The sequence below is a fragment of the Variovorax durovernensis genome, from assembly GCF_977011995.1.
The window spans coordinates 5,390,306-5,407,399 of sequence record NZ_CDRNCW010000001.1 but is presented as its reverse complement, the minus strand read 5'-3'; the positions used below and the strand labels follow the sequence as shown (position 1 = coordinate 5,407,399).

The following is a 17,094-nucleotide window of genomic DNA, read 5'->3' as shown; positions in this document are numbered from 1 at the left end:
GTGTCCTTTGCAAAGAAGGTTGAAACGGCTTGCGCGTTCAGCGCGGCCGGGTGTCGAACACGCGCCGGGCCTTGCCGGTCTGCGTGCGTTCGATGGAGTCGGGGTCGAACACGCGCACCGTGGTCGAGATGCCGACCAGCGTCTTCACGCGGTCCTGCACCCAGCTCGCGATGGCCTTGCGTTCGCTCTCGTCGATGCTCGTGCGCGGCTGCAGCTCGCAGTGCACCTCGACCTCGTCGAGCAGCCCGTCGCGGCGCACGTGCACCTGGTAGAGGCCCGACAGGCGCTCGTGCGCGAGCACGATCTCTTCCACCTGCGTGGGGAAGACGTTGACGCCGCGGATGATCATCATGTCGTCGCTGCGCCCGACGATCTTGCCCATGCGGCGGAACGAGCGCGAGGTGGGCGGCAACAGGCGCGTGAGGTCGCGCGTGCGGTAGCGCACGATGGGCATGGCCTCCTTGCTCAGCGAGGTGAAGACCAGTTCGCCTTCTTCGCCGTCGGCCTTCAGCTCGCCGGTCTCGGGGTCGATGATCTCGGGGTAGAAGTGGTCTTCCCAGATCACGGGGCCGTCCTTGCTTTCCACGCATTCGCTGGCCACGCCGGGGCCCATCACTTCGGAGAGGCCGTAGATGTCGACCGCGTCGATGCCGGCCTTGGCCTCGATGTCGCGGCGCATGGCTTCGGTCCACGGCTCGGCGCCGAAGATGCCGATCTTCAGCGAGCTGTCTTTGGCGTCGAGGCCCTGGCGCTCGAACTGCTCGATGATCACCTGCATGTAGCTGGGCGTGACCATGATGATGTCGGGCTTGAAGTCCTGGATGAGCTGCACCTGCTTCTCGGTCTGGCCGCCCGACATCGGAATGACGGTGCAGCCCGCGCGCTCGGCGCCGTAGTGCGCGCCCAGGCCGCCGGTGAACAGGCCGTAGCCGTAGGACACGTGGATCATGTCGCCGGCGCGCCCGCCCGCCGCGCGGATGGAGCGCGCGACCAGGTCGGCCCAGGTGTCGATGTCGTTCTTCGTGTAGCCCACCACGGTCGGCTTGCCGGTGGTGCCCGACGACGCATGGATGCGTGCCACCTGCGTGCGCGGCACGGCGAACATGCCGAAGGGGTAGTTGTCGCGCAGGTCGCTCTTCACCGTGAACGGAAACTTCGACAGGTCGGCGAGCGACTTCAGGTCGTCGGGGTGCACGCCCTTGGCGTCGAAGGCGCGGCGGTAGTGCGGCACGTTGTCGTAGGCGCGCTGCAGCGTGGCGCGCAGGCGGGTGAGCTGCAGTGCCGCGATCTCGTCGCGGCTGGCGGTTTCGATCGGGTCGAGTTCGCCGGGGGCTGGGTGTCTGGCTGTCATGGTCTGGATGTCTCCTCAGGCAGCGACGGCGGGGCGGCCCTTGGCCGTGTACGAGCGGCCGCGGAACATCGCGATGCGCTCGCCGCGCTGGTTGGTGATTTCGGTGTCGTAGACGCCGGTGCGGCCGGCCTTCGACACCTCGTGGCAGCGCGCGGTGAGCAGGTCGCCCTCGCGCGCCGGGGCGATGAAGTCGATGGAAAAGCCCGAGGCCACGGTCAGCTCGTTGTACGAGTTGCAGGCGAAGGCGAAGGTGGAATCGGCCAGCGTGGCCATGAAGCCGCCGTGGCAGGTGGCGTGGCCGTTGAGCATCTCGGAGCGAACACGCATCTCGATCGTGGCCTGGCCGGGGCCGACCTCGACGATGCGCATGCCCAGGCCCTTGGTGGCGTTGTCGTTGGCGAACATGCCGTCGCGGACGTATTCCGCCGTCTGCTGCGGCGTGCGTTGTGTGTCGGTCATGGCTCAGCGGTCCTTGAAGACGGGCGCGCGCTTGGCGCGGAAGGCTTCGACGCCTTCGCGGTAGTCATCGGCATTGCCCAGGTCGCGCTGGATGCGGGCTTCTTCGGCGAGTGCGGTTTCCAGGTCCATGTCCTGCGCGGCGGCCATGGCCTGGCGGGTGGCGACGAGGGCGCGGGTGGGCATGCCGGCCAGCTTCGAGCCGAGCGAGGTGGCCGTTTCGGCCAGCGCCGCGTCGTCCACGCACTGCCAGATCAGGCCGATGCGGGCGGCTTCCTCGGCCGGCAGCTTGTCGCCGAGCATCGCGATGCCCAGCGCGCGGGCCGAGCCCACGAGGCGCGGCAGCAGCCAGGTGCCGCCGGTGTCGGGCACGAGGCCGATCTTGGTGAAGGCCTGGATGAAGCTGGCCGAGCGGCCCGCCACCACGAGGTCGCAGCACAGCGCCAGGTTGGCGCCCGCGCCGGCGGCCACGCCGTTGACGGCGGCGACGACCGGCACAGGCATCGAGCGCAGGCGCGCGACGAGCGGGGCGTAGTAGGTGGAGATGACGTGGCCCAGGTCCTTGGGCGCGGCACCGGGCGTGGGGTCGGGCGCTACCGACGGGTCGGCTAGGTCTTGGCCCGCGCAGAAGGCGCGGCCGGCGCCGGTGAGCACCACGCAGCGCACGCCCTCGTCGTTCGCCGCCGCCTCGAGGGCGGCCATCAGCTCGGCATGCAGCCCGGTGGTGAAGCTGTTGAGCGCCGCGGGGCGGTTGAGGCTCAGCGTGCGCACCGCGCCGGTGTTGCTGATGAGTACCAAAGGCTCAGTCATTGCATGTCTCTTTCGTCCTTCGTGGGAGGCGGCCTGGCGTGCAAACACTATTGACCGACCGTTCGGTTGATTTTAGGATCGACCTCGATTCCGACACAAGCGGGGTTGCTTAAGGGCAAACCCTGAGACGCGAAAACAAAGGAGACCGAATGCCCAGCTATTCCATCGACGGCGTGATCCCGGTCGTCGACCCGAGCGCCTACGTGCACCCCACGGCCGTGCTGATCGGTGACGTGATCGTCGGCCCCAACTGCTATGTGGGCCCCTGCGCCAGCCTGCGCGGCGACTTCGGCCGCATCGTGCTGGAGGAGGGCTCGAACGTGCAGGACCACTGCTGCGTGCACGGCTTTCCCGACAACGACACGGTGATCGAGGTCAACGGCCACATCGGCCACGGCGCGATCCTGCACAGCTGCATCGTGCGGCGCGACGCGCTGGTGGGCATGAACGCGGTGGTCATGGACGAGGCCGAGATCGGCGAGAAAGCCATCGTCGCGGCCTGCGCCTTCGTGCCGGCCGGCATGAAGGTGCCGGCGCGCTCGCTGGTGGCGGGCATCCCGGCCAAGGTGAAGCGCGAGCTGACCGAGGACGAGATCGCCTGGAAGCTCGAAGGCACCCAGACCTACCAGGCGCTCACGGTGCGCAGCCTCGCCAGCCTGCATGAGGTGGCGCCGCTCGCCCGGGTGGAGCAGGGCAGGCCGCGCCTGCCGGCCACCGACGTGCGCTCGCTCATCGCGACCAAGCGTGGCTGATCTCGCTCGCGCTTCGTGCAAGATCGCGCGTTGTTACCAACAGCCCAACCCAGGAAACCGACCCGATGCCGCGTGGAAGATCCGCCACCTACGACGACCAGCGTGAACTGATCCTCGCCCAGGCCGCGCAACTGTTCGCGCGCAGCGGCTACCCCGCCACCTCGATGAACCAGGTGGCGGAGGCCTGCGGCCTCTCGAAGGCCACGCTCTATCACTACTACAAGGACAAGAGCAGCCTGCTGATCAGCATCGCCGAGACGCACGTGTCCAAGCTGGCGGCGCTGGTGGCCGAGGAAGAGGCGTCGACGCACACCGACGAAGAGCGCCTGCGCCGCTTCATCTACCGCATCGTCGAGGAATACGCCGGCGCGCAGGACGCGCACCGCGTGCTGACCGACGACGTGCGCTTCCTGGAAGAGGCCGACCGCGAGCGCGTGCTCGACAAGGAGCGCGAGGTGGTCGCGGGCTTTGCGCGCGCCGTCTCCGCACTGCGCCCCGGCGCTCCGAGCGACGACCTCGCCAAGCCGCTGACCATGCTGCTGTTCGGCATGATCAACTGGATGTTCACCTGGATGAAGCCCGACGGCCGGCTCGACCACGCGGCCATTGCGCCGATCGTGGCCGATCTGTTCCTGGGTGGCATCGGGGCGGTGAAGTCGCCCCAGGTGCCCGCCGGCTCTAAAGAATCCGGTTGAACCAGAGCAGCGACAGCCCCGCCGACAGCAGTGTCAATACTGCTGCACCGAGCGCGAACAGCGCGGAAATCTCGGTTTCCTTCTTTTCCACGGTGAGCTTGGTGCTCAGCGTCTCGTAGACCTTCTTCAGGTCGCTCGCGGTCCCGGCGTAGAAGTACTCGGCATTGGTCTTCTGCGCGATGGCCTTGAGCGTGTCCTCGTCGAGGCGCACGCGCATCGACCAGCCCTCGAAGCCGATGGTCTCGCCGTCGACCGTGCCCACGCCCACGGTGTAGATACGCACGCCGCGGTCGGCGGCGGCCTTGGCGGCGTCGAGCGGATCGACGCCGGTGGTGCGCTGGCCGTCGGTCAGCATGATGATCGCGGCCGAGGTGAAAGAGCCGGGCGCCACGGGCGTGAAGTCCTTGAGCTTCTTCTCCGACGAGTCGATGGCCGCGCCGCGCTGGCGGCTCGGCGCGCTGAACTGCTCCACGTCCAGGCCGGCATCGGGGAACAGCGTGGCCAGCGACACCACGATGGCGTTGCCGGTGGCGGTGGCGCGCTGCAGCTGGAAACTGTCGATGGCGGTCACCAGGTCTTCATGGTTGGTGGTTGGCAGTTGCGCCACCTGCGCGCTGCCCGCGAAGGCCACCACGCCCACCTTCACGCTGCGCGGCAGGTCCTTGATGAAGCTCTTGGCCGCGTCCTGCGCCGCCACCAGCCGGTTGGGCAGCACGTCGGCCGCGCGCATGCTGCCCGACACGTCCATCGCGAGGATGATGGTCTGCTGGTTCGACGGCAGCACCACCACCGCCATCGGCCGGGCCGCGGCAACCAGCATCGCGGCCATGGCCAGCAGGAACAACGCGGGCGGAATATGGCGGCGCATCGTCTGCCCGGCGCCCAAGGCTTCGCGCACGATCGACAGGCTGGCATAGCGCACCGCCAGCTTCTTCTTGCGGCGTATCAGCCAGATGTAGAGCAGCACCAGCAGCGGCAGCGCCGCCAGCAGCCAGAGGAATTGAGGCCAGAGAAAAGTCATGCTGCCACCGCCTTCATGCCTGCGAGGCCGATGCGCGTGCGGCGCTTGCGCATATCGGCAAAACGGACGATGGCTTCCACCAGGTCGTCGCTGGTCGAGAGTTCGAGCGCGTCGACGCCGGCCTTGGCCAGCGCGCTGCGCAAAGCGGCTTCGCGCTCGGCCGCGATGCGGGCGAAGCGCTTGCGAAAGCCCGCATCGTGGGTGTCGACCCAGAGCTGCTCGCCGGTCTCGGCGTCGCGCAGCGGCACCAGGCCGAGATCGGGCAGCTCCAGTTCTAGCGGGTCGAACAGGCGCACCGCAATCACTTCATGGCGCTGCGCCAGTTGGCCCAGCGGGCGCTCCCAGCCGGGCTCGCTCAGGAAATCGGACACCACGAACACGGTGGAGCGGCGCGGCATCAGCGTGGCGGCCGACTTGAGCAGGGTGTCCAGCCGCGTCATGCCTTTTTGCTGGGGGGGGGCCTCTGCCTTGTCGGCGCGCCTGTCCATCGCATGCAGCAGGTGCAGCACATGGCGGCGCCCGCTGCGCGGCGGTATCACCGCTTCGAGGTCGCTGCCGTAGACCAGCGCCCCCACCCGGTTGCCGTGCCGCGTGAGCAGCCGCGCGAGCACGCCGACGAAGCCGGCAGAGATCTCGCGCTTGGCCTTGAGGCCCGAGCCGAAGTCGACCGAGCGGCTCAGGTCGAGCACGAACCATGCGGTCATCTCGCGGTCTTCGGTGAACACGCGCACATGGGGCGTCTGCAGCCGCGCGGTGACGTTCCAGTCGATGTGGCGCACGTCGTCGTGGTGCTGGTATTCGCGCAGGTCGGCCAGGTCGAGCCCGGCACCGCGCATCAGCGTGCGGTAGTCGCCCTGCAGCAGGCCGTCGAGGCGGCGGATCACGGTCCACTCGAGCCGGCGCAGCGCGCGCTCCGCCCCGCCGGCTTCAGCGGCGAGCCGTTCGTCGTTCGCGGCCGCGGGGGCCTTACGCCACCAGCTTTTCATGCGATTTCAGGGAACACCGCGGAACCGGCTTTGCCGGGCCGCAGGTGTTGCCCCCTGCAAGGGGGTTGGCGAAGCGACACGAAGTGCGCGAAGACTGGGGGTGCGCACATATCAGGCCACCAGCTTTTCATGTTCCAGGGGCTTGGGAGGGGCGGGCACGGCGCGCATGATCTTGTCGATCAGCCCGTCGGGCGTCAGGCCTTCGGACAGGCCTTCGTAGGACAGCGTCACGCGGTGGCGCAGCACGTCGGGCACCAGCGCGGTCATGTCCTCGGGCAGCGCGTAGCTGCGGCCGCGCAGCAGCGCCAGGGCGCGCGCGCCTTCGGTCAGGCTGATGCTGGCGCGCGGGCTGGCGCCGAAGGTGATGAAGCGGCGCAGGTCCTTCAGGCCGTGCTTCTCGGGCGTGCGCGTGGCCGACACCAGCTTCACCGCGTACTGGATGAGCGAAGGATCGACATACACGCGCCGCGCCTCGGCCTGCAGCTCGGCCAGTTGCTCGGTGGTGGCGACCGGCGTGGCTGCCACGGGCGGTCCGATCACGCGCTGGACGATGACGAATTCTTCCTCGTCGCTCGGGTAGTCGACCATGACCTTCATCATGAAGCGGTCGACCTGCGCCTCGGGCAGCGGGTAGGTGCCTTCGGTCTCGATGGGGTTCTGCGTGGCCATCACAAGGAAGGGGCGCGGCACCTTGTGGGTTTCGCCGGCGATGGTCACCTGCCGCTCCTGCATCACTTCGAGCAGCGCGCTCTGAACCTTGGCCGGCGCACGGTTGATTTCGTCGGCCAGCAGCAGGTTGGCGAACACCGGGCCCAGCGAGGTGCTGAACTCGCCGGTCTTCTGGTTGTAGATGCGCGTGCCCACCAGGTCGGCCGGCACCAGGTCGGGCGTGAACTGGATGCGCTTGAACTGGCCGCGCACGGTGTCGGCCAGCGTCTTGATGGTGAGCGTCTTCGCAAGGCCGGGCACGCCTTCCACCAGCAGATGCCCGCCCGCGAGCATGGCGACCATGACGCGCTCCAGGAAGCGGTCCTGGCCGACGACCACGCGCTTGACCTCGTAGAGGATCTGCTCCATCAGTTCAGCGGTGCCGGCGGGCGTGGGGGCGGCTGTCTCTGTGCTCATGCGAAGGACTTTCGAAGAAGAAAAGAGGCTGGGTAAAAGATCAGAACGGCGGCGAACCGGCGGCCGAGGCGGCGTTCTCGATGGGCACCGCAAAGCCGATGCCGATGAAGGTGCGCTGCTGCGTCGGGTTCAGGATGGCGGTGACGATGCCCAGCACCTCGCCGTCCATGTTGATCAGCGGGCCGCCCGAATTGCCCGGGTTGGCGGCGGCATCGAACTGGATCAGGTTGCCCAGTTCCTGCTTGCCCTCGGGTGAGCGGAAAGAGCGCTTGAGCCCCGACACCACGCCGGCCGACACCGAGGGCCCGATGCCGAACGGGAAGCCCACCGCGGCCACCTGGTCGCCGGAGCGCAGGTCGGCGGTGGAGCGCATGGTGGCGGGAATCAGGTCGTCGGGCACCGTCTTCGCCTGCAGCACCGCGAGATCGTTCTCGGGCTGCACGCCGGTGATGGTGGCTACGGCTTCCAGGCCGTCGTAGAAGGTGACCTTGATCTTGTCGGCGCCCGCGACCACGTGCAGGTTGGTGAGGATGACGCCCTTGTCGACGATCACCACGCCGGTGCCCACGCCGCGCTCGACCTCTCCCGACGGGCCTCCGTCGTTCGGTGCTTCCGGCGACTTGCCCTTGGCCATGTTGCGGCCGCGCTTCTGGATCTTGGCTTCCGGCGTGTTCTTCTCTTCGCCATAGCTCACCACCCGCACCACCGACGGCCGGATGATGTCGGCCGCCTTGGCGGCGGGCGAGGGCAGGGTGTTGGTCTGCAGCGTGCGCAGCACGGCCGCGTCGATGTCTTTCTGAGCGAGCGCCTTGCCGCCGGGCCGGGGCGCCCACAGCACGGTGCCGGTGACGAGGGCGGTGCACAGCACGATGAGCAAGGCGAAGCTGCGACGCCCGGGCTGCCAGCCCGTCCTTGCGGGCTGGGCGGGAACAAGCGGTGGTGCGGCGCGGCCAGCGTCGTGCGCTTCGGACGATGCCGATGCATCCGCCCGATCGGCCGCATCGTCTGCGGCCGGTGGCAGCGTGCGGGGCGATCGGCTGTAGAAAGCAGGCCTGCGCATCGGAGCACCTCCGGCAAAAAATATCGCGTGAAGGAGTTCACAGTAGCACGCTTTCCGAGCCTGCGCATCCCTTCGGGCATCATCGCGCGATGGCTACCTTCATCGATACCCACTGCCACCTTGACGCGCACGAATTCGGTGCCGAGATGCCCGCCATCCGCGCCCGCGCGGCCGAGCGGGGTGTGGCGATGTGCGTCATTCCGGCGGTGGCCGCCTTCAATTTCCAGACCGTGCGGGAGCTGGCCCACCTGCAGGGCGACGTCTATGCGCTGGGCATCCATCCGCTGTGCACCGGCCAGGCCGCCGACGCCGATCTGGAGGCGCTGGACGCCGAACTGACCGCGCGGCGCGACGACCCCCGGCTGGTGGCGGTCGGCGAGATCGGGCTGGACTACTTCGTCGAGGGCCTGGACGGCGACAGGCAGGAGCGGTTTTTTCACACTCAGTTGCAACTGGCACGCAAACACGGGTTACCCATCCTCATCCACGTGCGGCGGTCGGTCGACAAGGTGCTCAAGCATCTGCGGCAGACGGCGGGCGGCAAGCCGTGGCTGGGCATCGCCCATGCGTTCAACGGCAGCGAGCAGCAGGCCGGTGCGTGCATCGCCCTCGGGCTTAAGCTGGGCTTCGGCGGCGCGGTGACCTTCGAGCGCGCCCTGCAGCTCAGGCGGCTGGCGGCAAGCCTGCCCATCGAATCGATCGTGATGGAGACGGATGCGCCCGACATCCAGCCGCACTGGCTCTATCGCACGCAGGCCCAGCGCGACGCCGGCCAGGCGCAGGGCCGCAACGAGCCCGGCGAGCTGCCGCGCATCGCCGAAGTGGTGGCCGGGCTGAGGGGCATCGGCATCGAGGAGCTGGCCGCGGCCACCACGCGCAATGCGCTCGAAGTGCTTCCGCGGCTCCAAAGTCTCATGGCCATGTCGGAACGCGCGCCCCACATCGCGTAGGCCAATGTCCCGACCTGCATCCGTGTATGCAGAGGTTGCAAATTTGCTGTCATCCTTTGGGTTCGCTAGCTCGTTGCTAGACCAGTGGCAAGTCAGTCACTGCTAAAAACTTCATCCAACAAGGAGCCTTTTCATGACCACGTCTTTCATTCGCACGATGCCCGTTGTCCTCGCGCTGGCGCTCGCCTCCATCGGCGTGTCGGCTGTGGCTCAGACCACGGCACCCGCCACCGCCACGCCGGCCACCGCCCAGCCGAGCACCACCGAGAAGGTGAAGGAAGCCGGCAAGGACGCTGTGAACGCCACCGAGCGTGGAGCGGAAAAGGCATACGATGCCACCAAGCGCACGACCAAGAAGGCCGTGAACGCCACCGAAAAGGGCACCAAGAAGGCATGGAACGCCACCAAGCGCACCACCAAGAAGGCCACCAACGCCACCAAGAATGCCGCCGCCAAGACGGGCGAAGTCGTTGAGAACGCCGGCCACAAGACCGCCGACGGCATGCGCTCCACCGGCAAGGCCATCGGCGAGAAGATCCCCGGTACGGCCGAGAACGAAGCCGCCAAGAAGTAAGCACCGGACTTCCGGCTCCGGCCTTCGCGAAAGAACCCGCCTCGGCGGGTTTTTTCATGCCTGCCGTCATGCCTGCCTGCGGGGGACGAGGCGGCGGTTGGTGGCACGATACCGCCCATGAAGCTTCCCGTCGCACCCGATGCCGCCGCCAGTGCCGTGCTCACCGGCCTGCAGCCCATCGTTTCGCCAAAGACCGTCGTGCTCATCCTCGGCAGCTTCCCCGGGGTCAAGTCGCTCGAGCGGCAGCAGTACTATGCACACCCCCAAAACCAGTTCTGGAAGATCCTGCAAGCCGTGTGGCCCGACATTCCCCTTCCCTCGGGCGCCGACAGCTACGGGCCGCGCTGCCGGTGGCTGCTCGATCGCGGCCTGGGCGTGTGGGACGTGTATGCGTCCTGCGAGCGTGAAGGCAGTCTCGACTCCGCCATCCGCGCGCCCGTGGTGAACGACATCGCCGGCCTGCATCTGCCGAAGCTCGCGGCCATCGCCCACAACGGCGGCGAGAGCTTCAAGCATGCGCGCCACACGCGCACGCTGGGCGTGCCGGTCTACCAGCTGCCTTCCACCAGCCCCGCCAACGCGTCATGGAGCTTCGAGCGCAAGCTCGCGGCCTGGCGCGAGGTCGTGGCCGCCCACAATCTAGTCGTCTGATGGCATCGAGCAAAACCCCCGTCTCTCTTCCCGAAGTCAATTTTTCCGACTGGGGCGACATCCGTTATCTGCACCTCGGCACCGAATGGGTCCAGGGCTCGATGAAGATCGACGCGCCCTTCGAGATCGAGCTCGAGTACGTGCAGCGCATGATGGCCTGGCTGCTGTTTGCCGACGGCAAGACCGTGGCCAGCCGCCACGCGATGCAGCTCGGCCTCGGCGCGGCCACGCTCACCAAGTTCAGCCGCAAGATCCTGCGCATGCGCACCACCGCGATCGAGCTCAATCCGCAAGTGGTGTCGGCCTGCCGAGGCTGGTTCAAGCTGCCGCCGGACGACCCGAAGCTGCGCGTGGTGATCGCCGATGCGGCCGCCGAAATCCGCAAGCCCGAATGGCACGGCACGGTCGACGCGCTCCAGGTCGACCTCTACGACCACGAGGCGGCAGCGCCGGTGCTCGACAGCGAAGACTTCTATGCCGACTGCCGCGCGCTGCTTACCGATGACGGTTGCATGACCGTCAACCTTTTCGGTCGCTCGTCGAGCTACGAGCGCAGCCTCGAGAAGATCGCGAGTGCCTTCGGCGCGGACGCGGTCTGGGCCTTCAAGCCGACGCGCGAAGGCAACACGGTGGTGCTCGCGCAGCGCACGCCGAGCCGCCCCAAGCGCGAGGTGCTTGCCGAGCGCGCCCAAACGATCCAGACTCGATGGGGCTTGCCCGCACCCAAGTGGCTGCGGGTGTTCAAACCCCAGAACCCGACACTCACCCGAACCACCGGCTCATGAGCGCTGTACCCGCTGCTTCCGCCCCCGCCTCGCCGGCCTTGCGCCACGAAGGCCCGCTCGAACTGCGGCGCCTGATCGAATGGCTCGCCTCCGACGGCGTGATCTCCCCGGTCGAAGCCAAGCGCACCATCGCGCGCTGCGCCCAGGCCGAGAGCCGGCAGGCACCGCTGGTGCGCCTGGCCAACGTGGCGATGACCCGCGAGAGCGACAGCAAGCCGCTCGACCTCGAAATGCTCACGCAGTGGCTCGCGGGCCGTGCGGGCCTCACGTATCTGCGCATCGATCCGCTCAAGGTCGACGTGGGCAAGGTGGCCGACACCATGAGCGCTGCCTATGCAGAGCGCCACAAGGTGCTGCCGGTGCAGGTGCTGCCCAACGAAGTGGTGGTGGCCACGGCCGAGCCCTTCCTCACCGACTGGATCGCCGAAGTCGAGCGCCAGTCGCGCCGCACGGTGCGCCGCGTGGTCGCCAACCCGGCTGACATCCAGCGCTACACGGCCGAGTTCTTCGCGCTCGCGAAGTCGGTGCGCGCCGCGCAGAAGGCCGGCGGCAACACCGGCGGCGCGAGCTTCGAGCAGCTGGTGGAGCTGGGCAAGAGCAACAAGCAGCTCGACGCCAACGACCAGAGCGTGGTGCAGGTGGTCGACTGGCTCTGGCAGTACGCCTTCGACCAGCGCGCGAGCGACATCCACCTGGAGCCGCGCCGCGAGCAGGGCGTGATCCGTTTTCGCATCGACGGCATCCTGCATCCGGCCTACCAGATGCCGATGGGCGTGATGAACGCGATGGTCGCGCGCATCAAGCTGCTCGGACGCATGGACGTCGTCGAAAAACGCCGTCCGCTCGACGGCCGCATCAAGACCCGCAACATGCGCGGCGACGAAGTCGAAATGCGCCTGTCGACCCTGCCGACCGCCTTCGGCGAGAAGATGGTCATGCGCATCTTCGACCCCGACACCGCCGTGAAGGACCTCGACGCGCTGGGCTTCGCGCAGCACGACGCGCAGCGCTGGGAACAGCTGGTCACGCGGCCCAACGGCATCATCCTGGTGACCGGGCCCACGGGCTCGGGCAAGACCACCACGCTGTACTCCACGCTCAAGCGCGTGGCGACCGAAGAGGTCAACGTGAGCACGGTGGAAGACCCGATCGAAATGATCGAGCCGTCGTTCAACCAGACGCAGGTGCAGCCGCAGCTCGACTTCGGCTTCACCGAGGGCCTGCGCGCGCTGATGCGGCAGGACCCGGACATCATCATGGTCGGCGAAATCCGCGACCTTGCCACCGCCGAGATGGCGGTGCAGGCTGCGCTCACCGGCCACCTGGTGTTCAGCACGCTGCACACCAACGACGCGCCAAGCGCCATCACGCGGCTCATGGAGCTGGGCGTGCCTTCCTACCTCATCAATGCGGTGATGCTGGGCGTGCTCGCGCAGCGGCTGGTGCGCACGCTGTGCCCGCACTGCAAGCAGCCCGACGACACCGTCACGCGCGAGAGCCTGGAGACCATCGTCAAGCCGTGGCAGATCACGGGCTCGGTGCGCGCGTACAAGCCGGTGGGCTGCGTCGACTGCCGCATGACCGGCTACATGGGCCGCATGGGTCTCTACGAACTGCTTAGCATCAGCGAGTCGTTCAAGACGCAGGTGACGAAAGAACCCAACCTGGCGGGCCTTCGTCGCCAGGCGGTGATCGACGGCATGCGACCGCTGCGCCTGGCCGGCGCGCTGCGCGTGGCCGAAGGCGTGACCACCATCGAGGAAGTGCTCAGCGCCACGCCGCCGCTCGAATAGCCACGCAAAAAGCCACGCAAAGGCCCGTGTGGCCTTTCGGGTTATCCCTAGGCCTTCGGTTAGTGGAACCCACATCGGGCTGACCGGAAGCTGACTCCAAAATCGCCTCCATCGAAAATATTCGAGGAGTTCGGTTGTGAAAATCAAAAGTCAGAAAGACTTTTTCTCGGGTCTGATGTTCACGGTCGTGGGCGTGGCGTTCGCATGGGGCGCCACCACCTACAGCGTGGGCAGCGGCGCCCGCATGGGTCCGGGGTACTTCCCGTTGATGCTCGGCATCCTGATGGCTCTCATCGGCCTGGGGATCATGTTCAGCGGCCTCACCGTTGAAACCAACGACGGCGAAAAGATCGGCAAGTGGGCCTGGAAGCAGGTGGTGTTCATCCTGGGCGCCAACCTCGCATTCGGCATTCTGCTCGGCGGCCTGCCGAGCATCGGCGTGCCGGCCATGGGCATGATCATCGCGATCTACGCGCTGGTGATCATCTCGAGCCTCGCAGGCAGCGAGTTCGACCTCAAGAAAGTGCTGATCCTCGCGACCGTCCTGGCCGTGGGCAGCTACGTTGCATTCATCTGGGCGCTGAAGCTCCAGATCCAGGTCTGGCCGACCTTCATCACCGGCTGAGAAGAAAGCTGCTCACATCATGGAATTGGTTGAACACCTCTCGATGGGTTTTGGCGTTGCCTTTACCTTCACCAACCTGCTGTACTGCCTGGTCGGCTGTATTCTGGGCACGCTGATCGGCGTGCTCCCCGGCATCGGCCCGGTCGCGACCATCGCGATGCTGCTGCCCGCCACCTACGCGCTGCCCCCTGTGTCGGCGCTGATCATGCTGGCCGGCATCTACTACGGCGCGCAGTACGGCGGCTCCACCACCGCGATTCTTGTGAACCTGCCGGGCGAGTCATCGTCGGTGGTTACCGTGATCGACGGCTACCAGATGGCGCGCAAAGGCCGTGCAGGTCCGGCACTCGCTGCAGCGGGCCTGGGCTCGTTCTTCGCGGGTTGCGTGGGCACGCTGATCCTGGCTGCCTTCGCACCGCCGCTGACCGAGCTGGCCTTCAAGTTCGGCCCTGCCGAATACTTCTCGCTGATGATCCTGGGCCTGATCGGCGCCGTGGTGCTGGCTTCGGGCTCGCTGCTCAAGGCCATCGCGATGATCGTGCTGGGCCTGCTGCTCGGCCTGGTCGGCACCGACGTGAACTCGGGCGTGGCGCGCTACAGCTTCGACATCCCCGAGCTGACCGACGGCATCGGCTTCGTGGCCATCGCCATGGGCGTGTTCGGCTACGGTGAAATCATCGCCAACCTCTCGCGTCCCGACGACGAGCGCGAAGTGTTCACTGCCAAGGTCTCGGGCCTGTTCCCGACCAAGGAAGACTTCAAGCGCATGATTCCCGCCGTGCTGCGCGGCACGGCGCTGGGTTCGGCACTGGGCATCCTGCCTGGCGGCGGTGCGCTGCTGGCGGCTTTCGCGGCCTACACGATCGAGAAGAAGACCAAGCTGAAGCCCGGCGAAGTGCCCTTCGGCAAGGGCAACATCCGCGGCGTGGCGGCTCCCGAGTCGGCCAACAATGCCGGCGCGCAGACCTCCTTCATCCCGCTGCTGACGCTGGGCATTCCGCCCAACGCGGTGATGGCGCTGATGGTGGGCGCCATGACCATCCACAACATCCAGCCCGGCCCGCAGGTGATGACCAGCAACCCGGAACTGTTCTGGGGCCTGATCGCCTCGATGTGGATCGGCAACGCGATGCTGATCATCTTGAACCTGCCGCTGATCGGCATGTGGATCAAGCTGCTGTCGGTGCCGTACAAGTACCTGTTCCCGGCGATCGTGCTGTTCTGCGCGATTGGCGTGTACTCGACCAACAACAACACCTTCGACGTGTGGATGGTCGGCATCTTCGGTCTGGTGGGCTACACCTTCTTCAAGCTGGGATGCGAACCCGCGCCGCTGCTGCTGGGCTTCATCCTGGGCCCGATGATGGAAGAGAACCTGCGCCGCTCGCTGCTGCTGTCGCGTGGCGACTGGAGCGTGTTCGTCACGCGTCCGCTGTCGGCGGGCCTGCTGGCTGCAGCTGCATTGCTGCTGATCATCGTGCTGCTGCCGGCTGTGAAGTCGAAGCGCGAAGAAGCCTTCGTCGAAGACTGATCTTCTAGTTTTGCTCGCTTCGAGACGGCGCCTTCGGGCGCCGTTTTTGTTTGTGCTGTTGTCGATGGTGGGGGCTGCTGTTCAGGGCGGGTGCGCAGGCCACCGGGTACTCCCCTCCGCGAATGTCCCCCGGCCTGCGGCCTCCTCCTTTATTTCGCTGCGGGGAGCACCCGGCGCCCTGCGCACCTGGGCGCAGCTTCGGCGTTCAGGCCGGTCCTGGCTTGGGCGCTGCGCGCCTCGCCATTTCGTTCAGCTGGAAAAGTTGGCCTGCCTGGCGGGAGAGATCGGCGGCTAGCCAGAGCAGGTTGTCCAATCGTCGAGGTCCATCCCCGCTGCACCAGTCGATGTCTTCCCCGTGGCAAACCCAGAGGAGAGCTTCGAGTTGAGAGAGGATGTTTTCGAGAAGATCCGCCGGGTCTTTACCTCGCATCTGCATCGCTGCTTTCGCACCGACGACCTGCCGTGAGGCAAGCAGCCTCAAACATCTGGGTGGTGGGTGTGTTGCGCCTTTCTTGTCCCACGATCACGTCGATGGGGTGCCTTGCGCAGCGAAATAAAGGAGGAGCGGCGAAGCCGCGGGGGACATTCGCGGAGCAAGGTACCCCGTCGGCGTGATCGCGCCCTGAACGACAGACAGCTAGGGTCTGATAGAACGCGGCGGCTTCATGTGCTGCCGCGCCATCGCCAGGAAAGCCATCGCCGCCGGGCTCAGCGGATGCTTGGCCAGCCGTATGGCCACCACCGGGTATTCGAGCGTGGGCCGCGTGACGGTCACTGCGCGCAGGTTGGGCGGCATCAGCACCTCCACATAGCGCGGCGCCAGCGCCACGCCCGCGCCCGCCTGGATCAGGCCGAACGCGGTCGACAGCATCGACACATGGTGCACCACGTGCGGGTACACGTTGGCCGCGCTCGCGAGCTGGCGGCTCACGGCGCGCCATACGTTGGCGTCGGGGTTGACGTGGATGAAGGGCAGGCCCTCCAGGTGCCTGGCCTCGACCATCGCGTGCTGCGCCAGCGGGTGGTCGTCGCGCACGAACAGCGCCATGCGCTCGGAGAACAGCGGCTCGGTCGCCAGTTCGGAGTGCTTCTGGCCGATGTCCGAGCCGAAGCCCAGGTCGGCCTCCTGCGAGAGGATGCGCGAGATCATCTGCTCGGCCGTGCTGTCGAGCAGCGTGGTCGCGAGTGTCGGGTGCTTCTGCGAGAAGCGGCCGAGCAGCGGCGGCAGCAGTGCGCCGGCCGTGAGGTGCCCCACCGCCAGCACGATGCGGCCCTCACGCAGTTGCGACTGCGATCGGCAGGCGTCCACCGATTCGTCGATCAGCCGCAATGCGCGCACGGCGGTGTCGACCATCATCTGGCCTGCGTTGGTCATGCGGATGCGGCGCCCGCGCACCACCAGCGGCTGCGCCAGCTCTTCCTCCAGCCGCTTGATGAGGTGGCTGATGGCGGGCTGGGTGAGTTGAAGTGCCTCTGTGAACGGCGGTCAGGAAGCGCGCTTATTCGGCGGTGAGAAGGCGCTTTTGTTCATCGGCGGTGAGAAGGCGCTTTTGTTCATCGGCGGTGAGGTGCCGTTTCCGTGACCGGCGGCGAGGCGGCGGTTTTGCAGTGATCGTTCGTGTGGGATGGGTCGCGCAGCAGGCCGCCCTGCAGGGCGGCCTGCTGCGCGGCGGCGCGTCGTGACGGCCACGGTCCTCTGGGAGGGTGGGCTGCGAGTGCGGTAGAACTCGGGGCATGCCCGAGTCGTAGGCGGGCACGGCGGCGGCCGTTGGCCTGGCAGCTTCATTCCGCACGCCGTGCCCTACAACACGCCGAAGCGGATGCAGCGCCAGTGTATTGCGAACGGGCCGGGCCCGCTCGCAGCAGCGGGGCGCCGCTCTGAGCGGCGAGGTCCTCGGGAGTGACCCCGAGGAGCCTGGCAACTGGTCG

The 17,094-nt window shown here is 67.2% G+C and carries 17 protein-coding genes and 1 pseudogene; 9 read left to right on the top strand and 9 right to left on the bottom strand.

Annotated elements, in window-relative coordinates; all coding sequences use genetic code 11:
- Nucleotides 1-37: 37 nt before the first annotated feature.
- Genes paaK through ACWV14_RS25700 form a run of 3 tightly spaced genes read right to left on the bottom strand, consistent with a single transcriptional unit; the run spans nt 38 to nt 2,617 of the window.
- Nucleotides 38-1,351, bottom strand: coding sequence for a phenylacetate--CoA ligase PaaK (gene paaK / locus ACWV14_RS25710; RefSeq protein ID WP_454904394.1), 1,314 nt, complete (start codon nt 1,349-1,351; stop codon nt 38-40).
- A gap of 15 nt (nt 1,352-1,366) precedes the next feature.
- Entirely contained in the window at nt 1,367-1,810 is a 444-nt protein-coding gene (gene paaI / locus ACWV14_RS25705; protein WP_106935490.1) for a hydroxyphenylacetyl-CoA thioesterase PaaI, read from the bottom strand.
- A gap of 3 nt (nt 1,811-1,813) precedes the next feature.
- A complete protein-coding gene (locus ACWV14_RS25700) occupies nt 1,814-2,617 on the bottom strand; it encodes an enoyl-CoA hydratase-related protein (RefSeq protein WP_454904393.1) in 804 nt (267 codons plus the stop codon).
- 149 nt (nt 2,618-2,766) lie between these two features.
- Between ACWV14_RS25700 and ACWV14_RS25695 the strand changes: the two genes are divergently transcribed.
- Together ACWV14_RS25695 and ACWV14_RS25690 are read left to right on the top strand one after the other, a co-directional pair.
- Nucleotides 2,767-3,369 (top strand): phenylacetic acid degradation protein PaaY, encoded by a 603-nt coding sequence (locus ACWV14_RS25695; protein WP_454904392.1) that lies wholly within the window; start codon nt 2,767-2,769, stop codon nt 3,367-3,369.
- A gap of 65 nt (nt 3,370-3,434) precedes the next feature.
- On the top strand, nt 3,435-4,064 hold the full coding sequence (locus ACWV14_RS25690; RefSeq protein ID WP_422087978.1) for a TetR/AcrR family transcriptional regulator: 630 nt from the start codon (nt 3,435-3,437) through the stop codon (nt 4,062-4,064).
- Here ACWV14_RS25690 and ACWV14_RS25685 read toward each other — a convergent pair.
- The 4 genes from ACWV14_RS25685 to ACWV14_RS25670 all read right to left on the bottom strand — a co-directional run bounded on the left by ACWV14_RS25685 (nt 4,048) and on the right by ACWV14_RS25670 (nt 8,256).
- Entirely contained in the window at nt 4,048-5,085 is a 1,038-nt protein-coding gene (locus tag ACWV14_RS25685; protein ID WP_454904391.1) for a VWA domain-containing protein, read from the bottom strand. The two genes, ACWV14_RS25690 and ACWV14_RS25685, sit on opposite strands and share 17 nt — an antisense overlap.
- The gene (locus ACWV14_RS25680) at nt 5,082-6,071 is read right to left on the bottom strand and encodes a DUF58 domain-containing protein (RefSeq protein ID WP_454904390.1); all 990 of its coding nucleotides are present in this window, start codon (nt 6,069-6,071) and stop codon (nt 5,082-5,084) included. The genes ACWV14_RS25685 and ACWV14_RS25680 overlap by 4 nt, the downstream gene beginning before the upstream one ends.
- 111 nt (nt 6,072-6,182) lie before the next feature.
- The gene (locus tag ACWV14_RS25675; protein ID WP_454904389.1) at nt 6,183-7,196 is read right to left on the bottom strand and encodes an AAA family ATPase; all 1,014 of its coding nucleotides are present in this window, start codon (nt 7,194-7,196) and stop codon (nt 6,183-6,185) included.
- A 40-nt stretch (nt 7,197-7,236) separates the two neighbouring features.
- Nucleotides 7,237-8,256, bottom strand: a complete 1,020-nt coding sequence (locus tag ACWV14_RS25670) for a S1C family serine protease (protein ID WP_454904388.1) — start codon at nt 8,254-8,256, stop codon at nt 7,237-7,239.
- An 89-nt stretch (nt 8,257-8,345) separates the two neighbouring features.
- On the opposite strand from ACWV14_RS25670, the gene ACWV14_RS25665 reads away from it, so the two are divergent.
- The 7 genes from ACWV14_RS25665 (at nt 8,346) to ACWV14_RS25635 (ending at nt 15,165) form a co-directional block, all read left to right on the top strand.
- On the top strand, nt 8,346-9,206 hold the full coding sequence (locus ACWV14_RS25665) for a TatD family hydrolase (protein WP_454904387.1): 861 nt from the start codon (nt 8,346-8,348) through the stop codon (nt 9,204-9,206).
- 133 nt (nt 9,207-9,339) lie between these two features.
- Nucleotides 9,340-9,780: a hypothetical protein gene (locus ACWV14_RS25660; RefSeq protein WP_422087973.1), complete on the top strand. Its 441-nt coding sequence runs from the start codon at nt 9,340-9,342 to the stop codon at nt 9,778-9,780.
- A gap of 117 nt (nt 9,781-9,897) precedes the next feature.
- Entirely contained in the window at nt 9,898-10,431 is a 534-nt protein-coding gene (locus ACWV14_RS25655) for a DNA-deoxyinosine glycosylase (protein WP_454904386.1), read from the top strand.
- Entirely contained in the window at nt 10,431-11,216 is a 786-nt protein-coding gene (locus ACWV14_RS25650) for a spermidine synthase (protein WP_454904385.1), read from the top strand. Before ACWV14_RS25655 ends, ACWV14_RS25650 begins: the two co-directional genes overlap by 1 nt.
- Entirely contained in the window at nt 11,213-13,009 is a 1,797-nt protein-coding gene (locus ACWV14_RS25645) for a GspE/PulE family protein (RefSeq protein WP_454904384.1), read from the top strand. The genes ACWV14_RS25650 and ACWV14_RS25645 overlap by 4 nt, the downstream gene beginning before the upstream one ends.
- A 136-nt stretch (nt 13,010-13,145) precedes the next feature.
- Complete coding sequence (locus ACWV14_RS25640; protein ID WP_422087969.1) at nt 13,146-13,634, top strand: tripartite tricarboxylate transporter TctB family protein; 489 nt, start codon at nt 13,146-13,148, stop codon at nt 13,632-13,634.
- 19 nt (nt 13,635-13,653) lie between these two features.
- The gene (locus ACWV14_RS25635) at nt 13,654-15,165 is read left to right on the top strand and encodes a tripartite tricarboxylate transporter permease (RefSeq protein WP_454904383.1); all 1,512 of its coding nucleotides are present in this window, start codon (nt 13,654-13,656) and stop codon (nt 15,163-15,165) included.
- 637 nt (nt 15,166-15,802) lie between these two features.
- Here ACWV14_RS25635 and ACWV14_RS25630 read toward each other — a convergent pair.
- Both ACWV14_RS25630 and ACWV14_RS25625 read right to left on the bottom strand, forming a co-directional pair.
- Nucleotides 15,803-16,519, bottom strand: a complete 717-nt coding sequence (locus ACWV14_RS25630; RefSeq protein WP_454906067.1) for a LysR substrate-binding domain-containing protein — start codon at nt 16,517-16,519, stop codon at nt 15,803-15,805.
- 15 nt (nt 16,520-16,534) lie between these two features.
- Nucleotides 16,535-16,627, bottom strand: a pseudogene (locus ACWV14_RS25625) (LysR family transcriptional regulator); the annotation flags it as partial.
- Nucleotides 16,628-17,094 lie beyond the last annotated feature (467 nt).

Coding starts and splice junctions, on each gene's coding strand:
- ACWV14_RS25700 (WP_454904393.1), bottom strand. CDS start 2,617: ATGACTGAGCCTTTGGTACTCATCAGCAACACCGGCGCGGTGCGCACG.
- ACWV14_RS25655 (WP_454904386.1), top strand. CDS start 9,898: ATGAAGCTTCCCGTCGCACCCGATGCCGCCGCCAGTGCCGTGCTCACC.
- ACWV14_RS25665 (WP_454904387.1), top strand. CDS start 8,346: ATGGCTACCTTCATCGATACCCACTGCCACCTTGACGCGCACGAATTC.
- ACWV14_RS25695 (WP_454904392.1), top strand. CDS start 2,767: ATGCCCAGCTATTCCATCGACGGCGTGATCCCGGTCGTCGACCCGAGC.
- paaI (WP_106935490.1), bottom strand. CDS start 1,810: ATGACCGACACACAACGCACGCCGCAGCAGACGGCGGAATACGTCCGC.
- ACWV14_RS25660 (WP_422087973.1), top strand. CDS start 9,340: ATGACCACGTCTTTCATTCGCACGATGCCCGTTGTCCTCGCGCTGGCG.
- paaK (WP_454904394.1), bottom strand. CDS start 1,351: ATGACAGCCAGACACCCAGCCCCCGGCGAACTCGACCCGATCGAAACC.
- ACWV14_RS25670 (WP_454904388.1), bottom strand. CDS start 8,256: ATGCGCAGGCCTGCTTTCTACAGCCGATCGCCCCGCACGCTGCCACCG.
- ACWV14_RS25645 (WP_454904384.1), top strand. CDS start 11,213: ATGAGCGCTGTACCCGCTGCTTCCGCCCCCGCCTCGCCGGCCTTGCGC.
- ACWV14_RS25685 (WP_454904391.1), bottom strand. CDS start 5,085: ATGACTTTTCTCTGGCCTCAATTCCTCTGGCTGCTGGCGGCGCTGCCG.
- ACWV14_RS25650 (WP_454904385.1), top strand. CDS start 10,431: ATGGCATCGAGCAAAACCCCCGTCTCTCTTCCCGAAGTCAATTTTTCC.
- ACWV14_RS25630 (WP_454906067.1), bottom strand. CDS start 16,519: ATGGTCGACACCGCCGTGCGCGCATTGCGGCTGATCGACGAATCGGTG.
- ACWV14_RS25635 (WP_454904383.1), top strand. CDS start 13,654: ATGGAATTGGTTGAACACCTCTCGATGGGTTTTGGCGTTGCCTTTACC.
- ACWV14_RS25690 (WP_422087978.1), top strand. CDS start 3,435: ATGCCGCGTGGAAGATCCGCCACCTACGACGACCAGCGTGAACTGATC.
- ACWV14_RS25680 (WP_454904390.1), bottom strand. CDS start 6,071: ATGAAAAGCTGGTGGCGTAAGGCCCCCGCGGCCGCGAACGACGAACGG.
- ACWV14_RS25675 (WP_454904389.1), bottom strand. CDS start 7,196: ATGAGCACAGAGACAGCCGCCCCCACGCCCGCCGGCACCGCTGAACTG.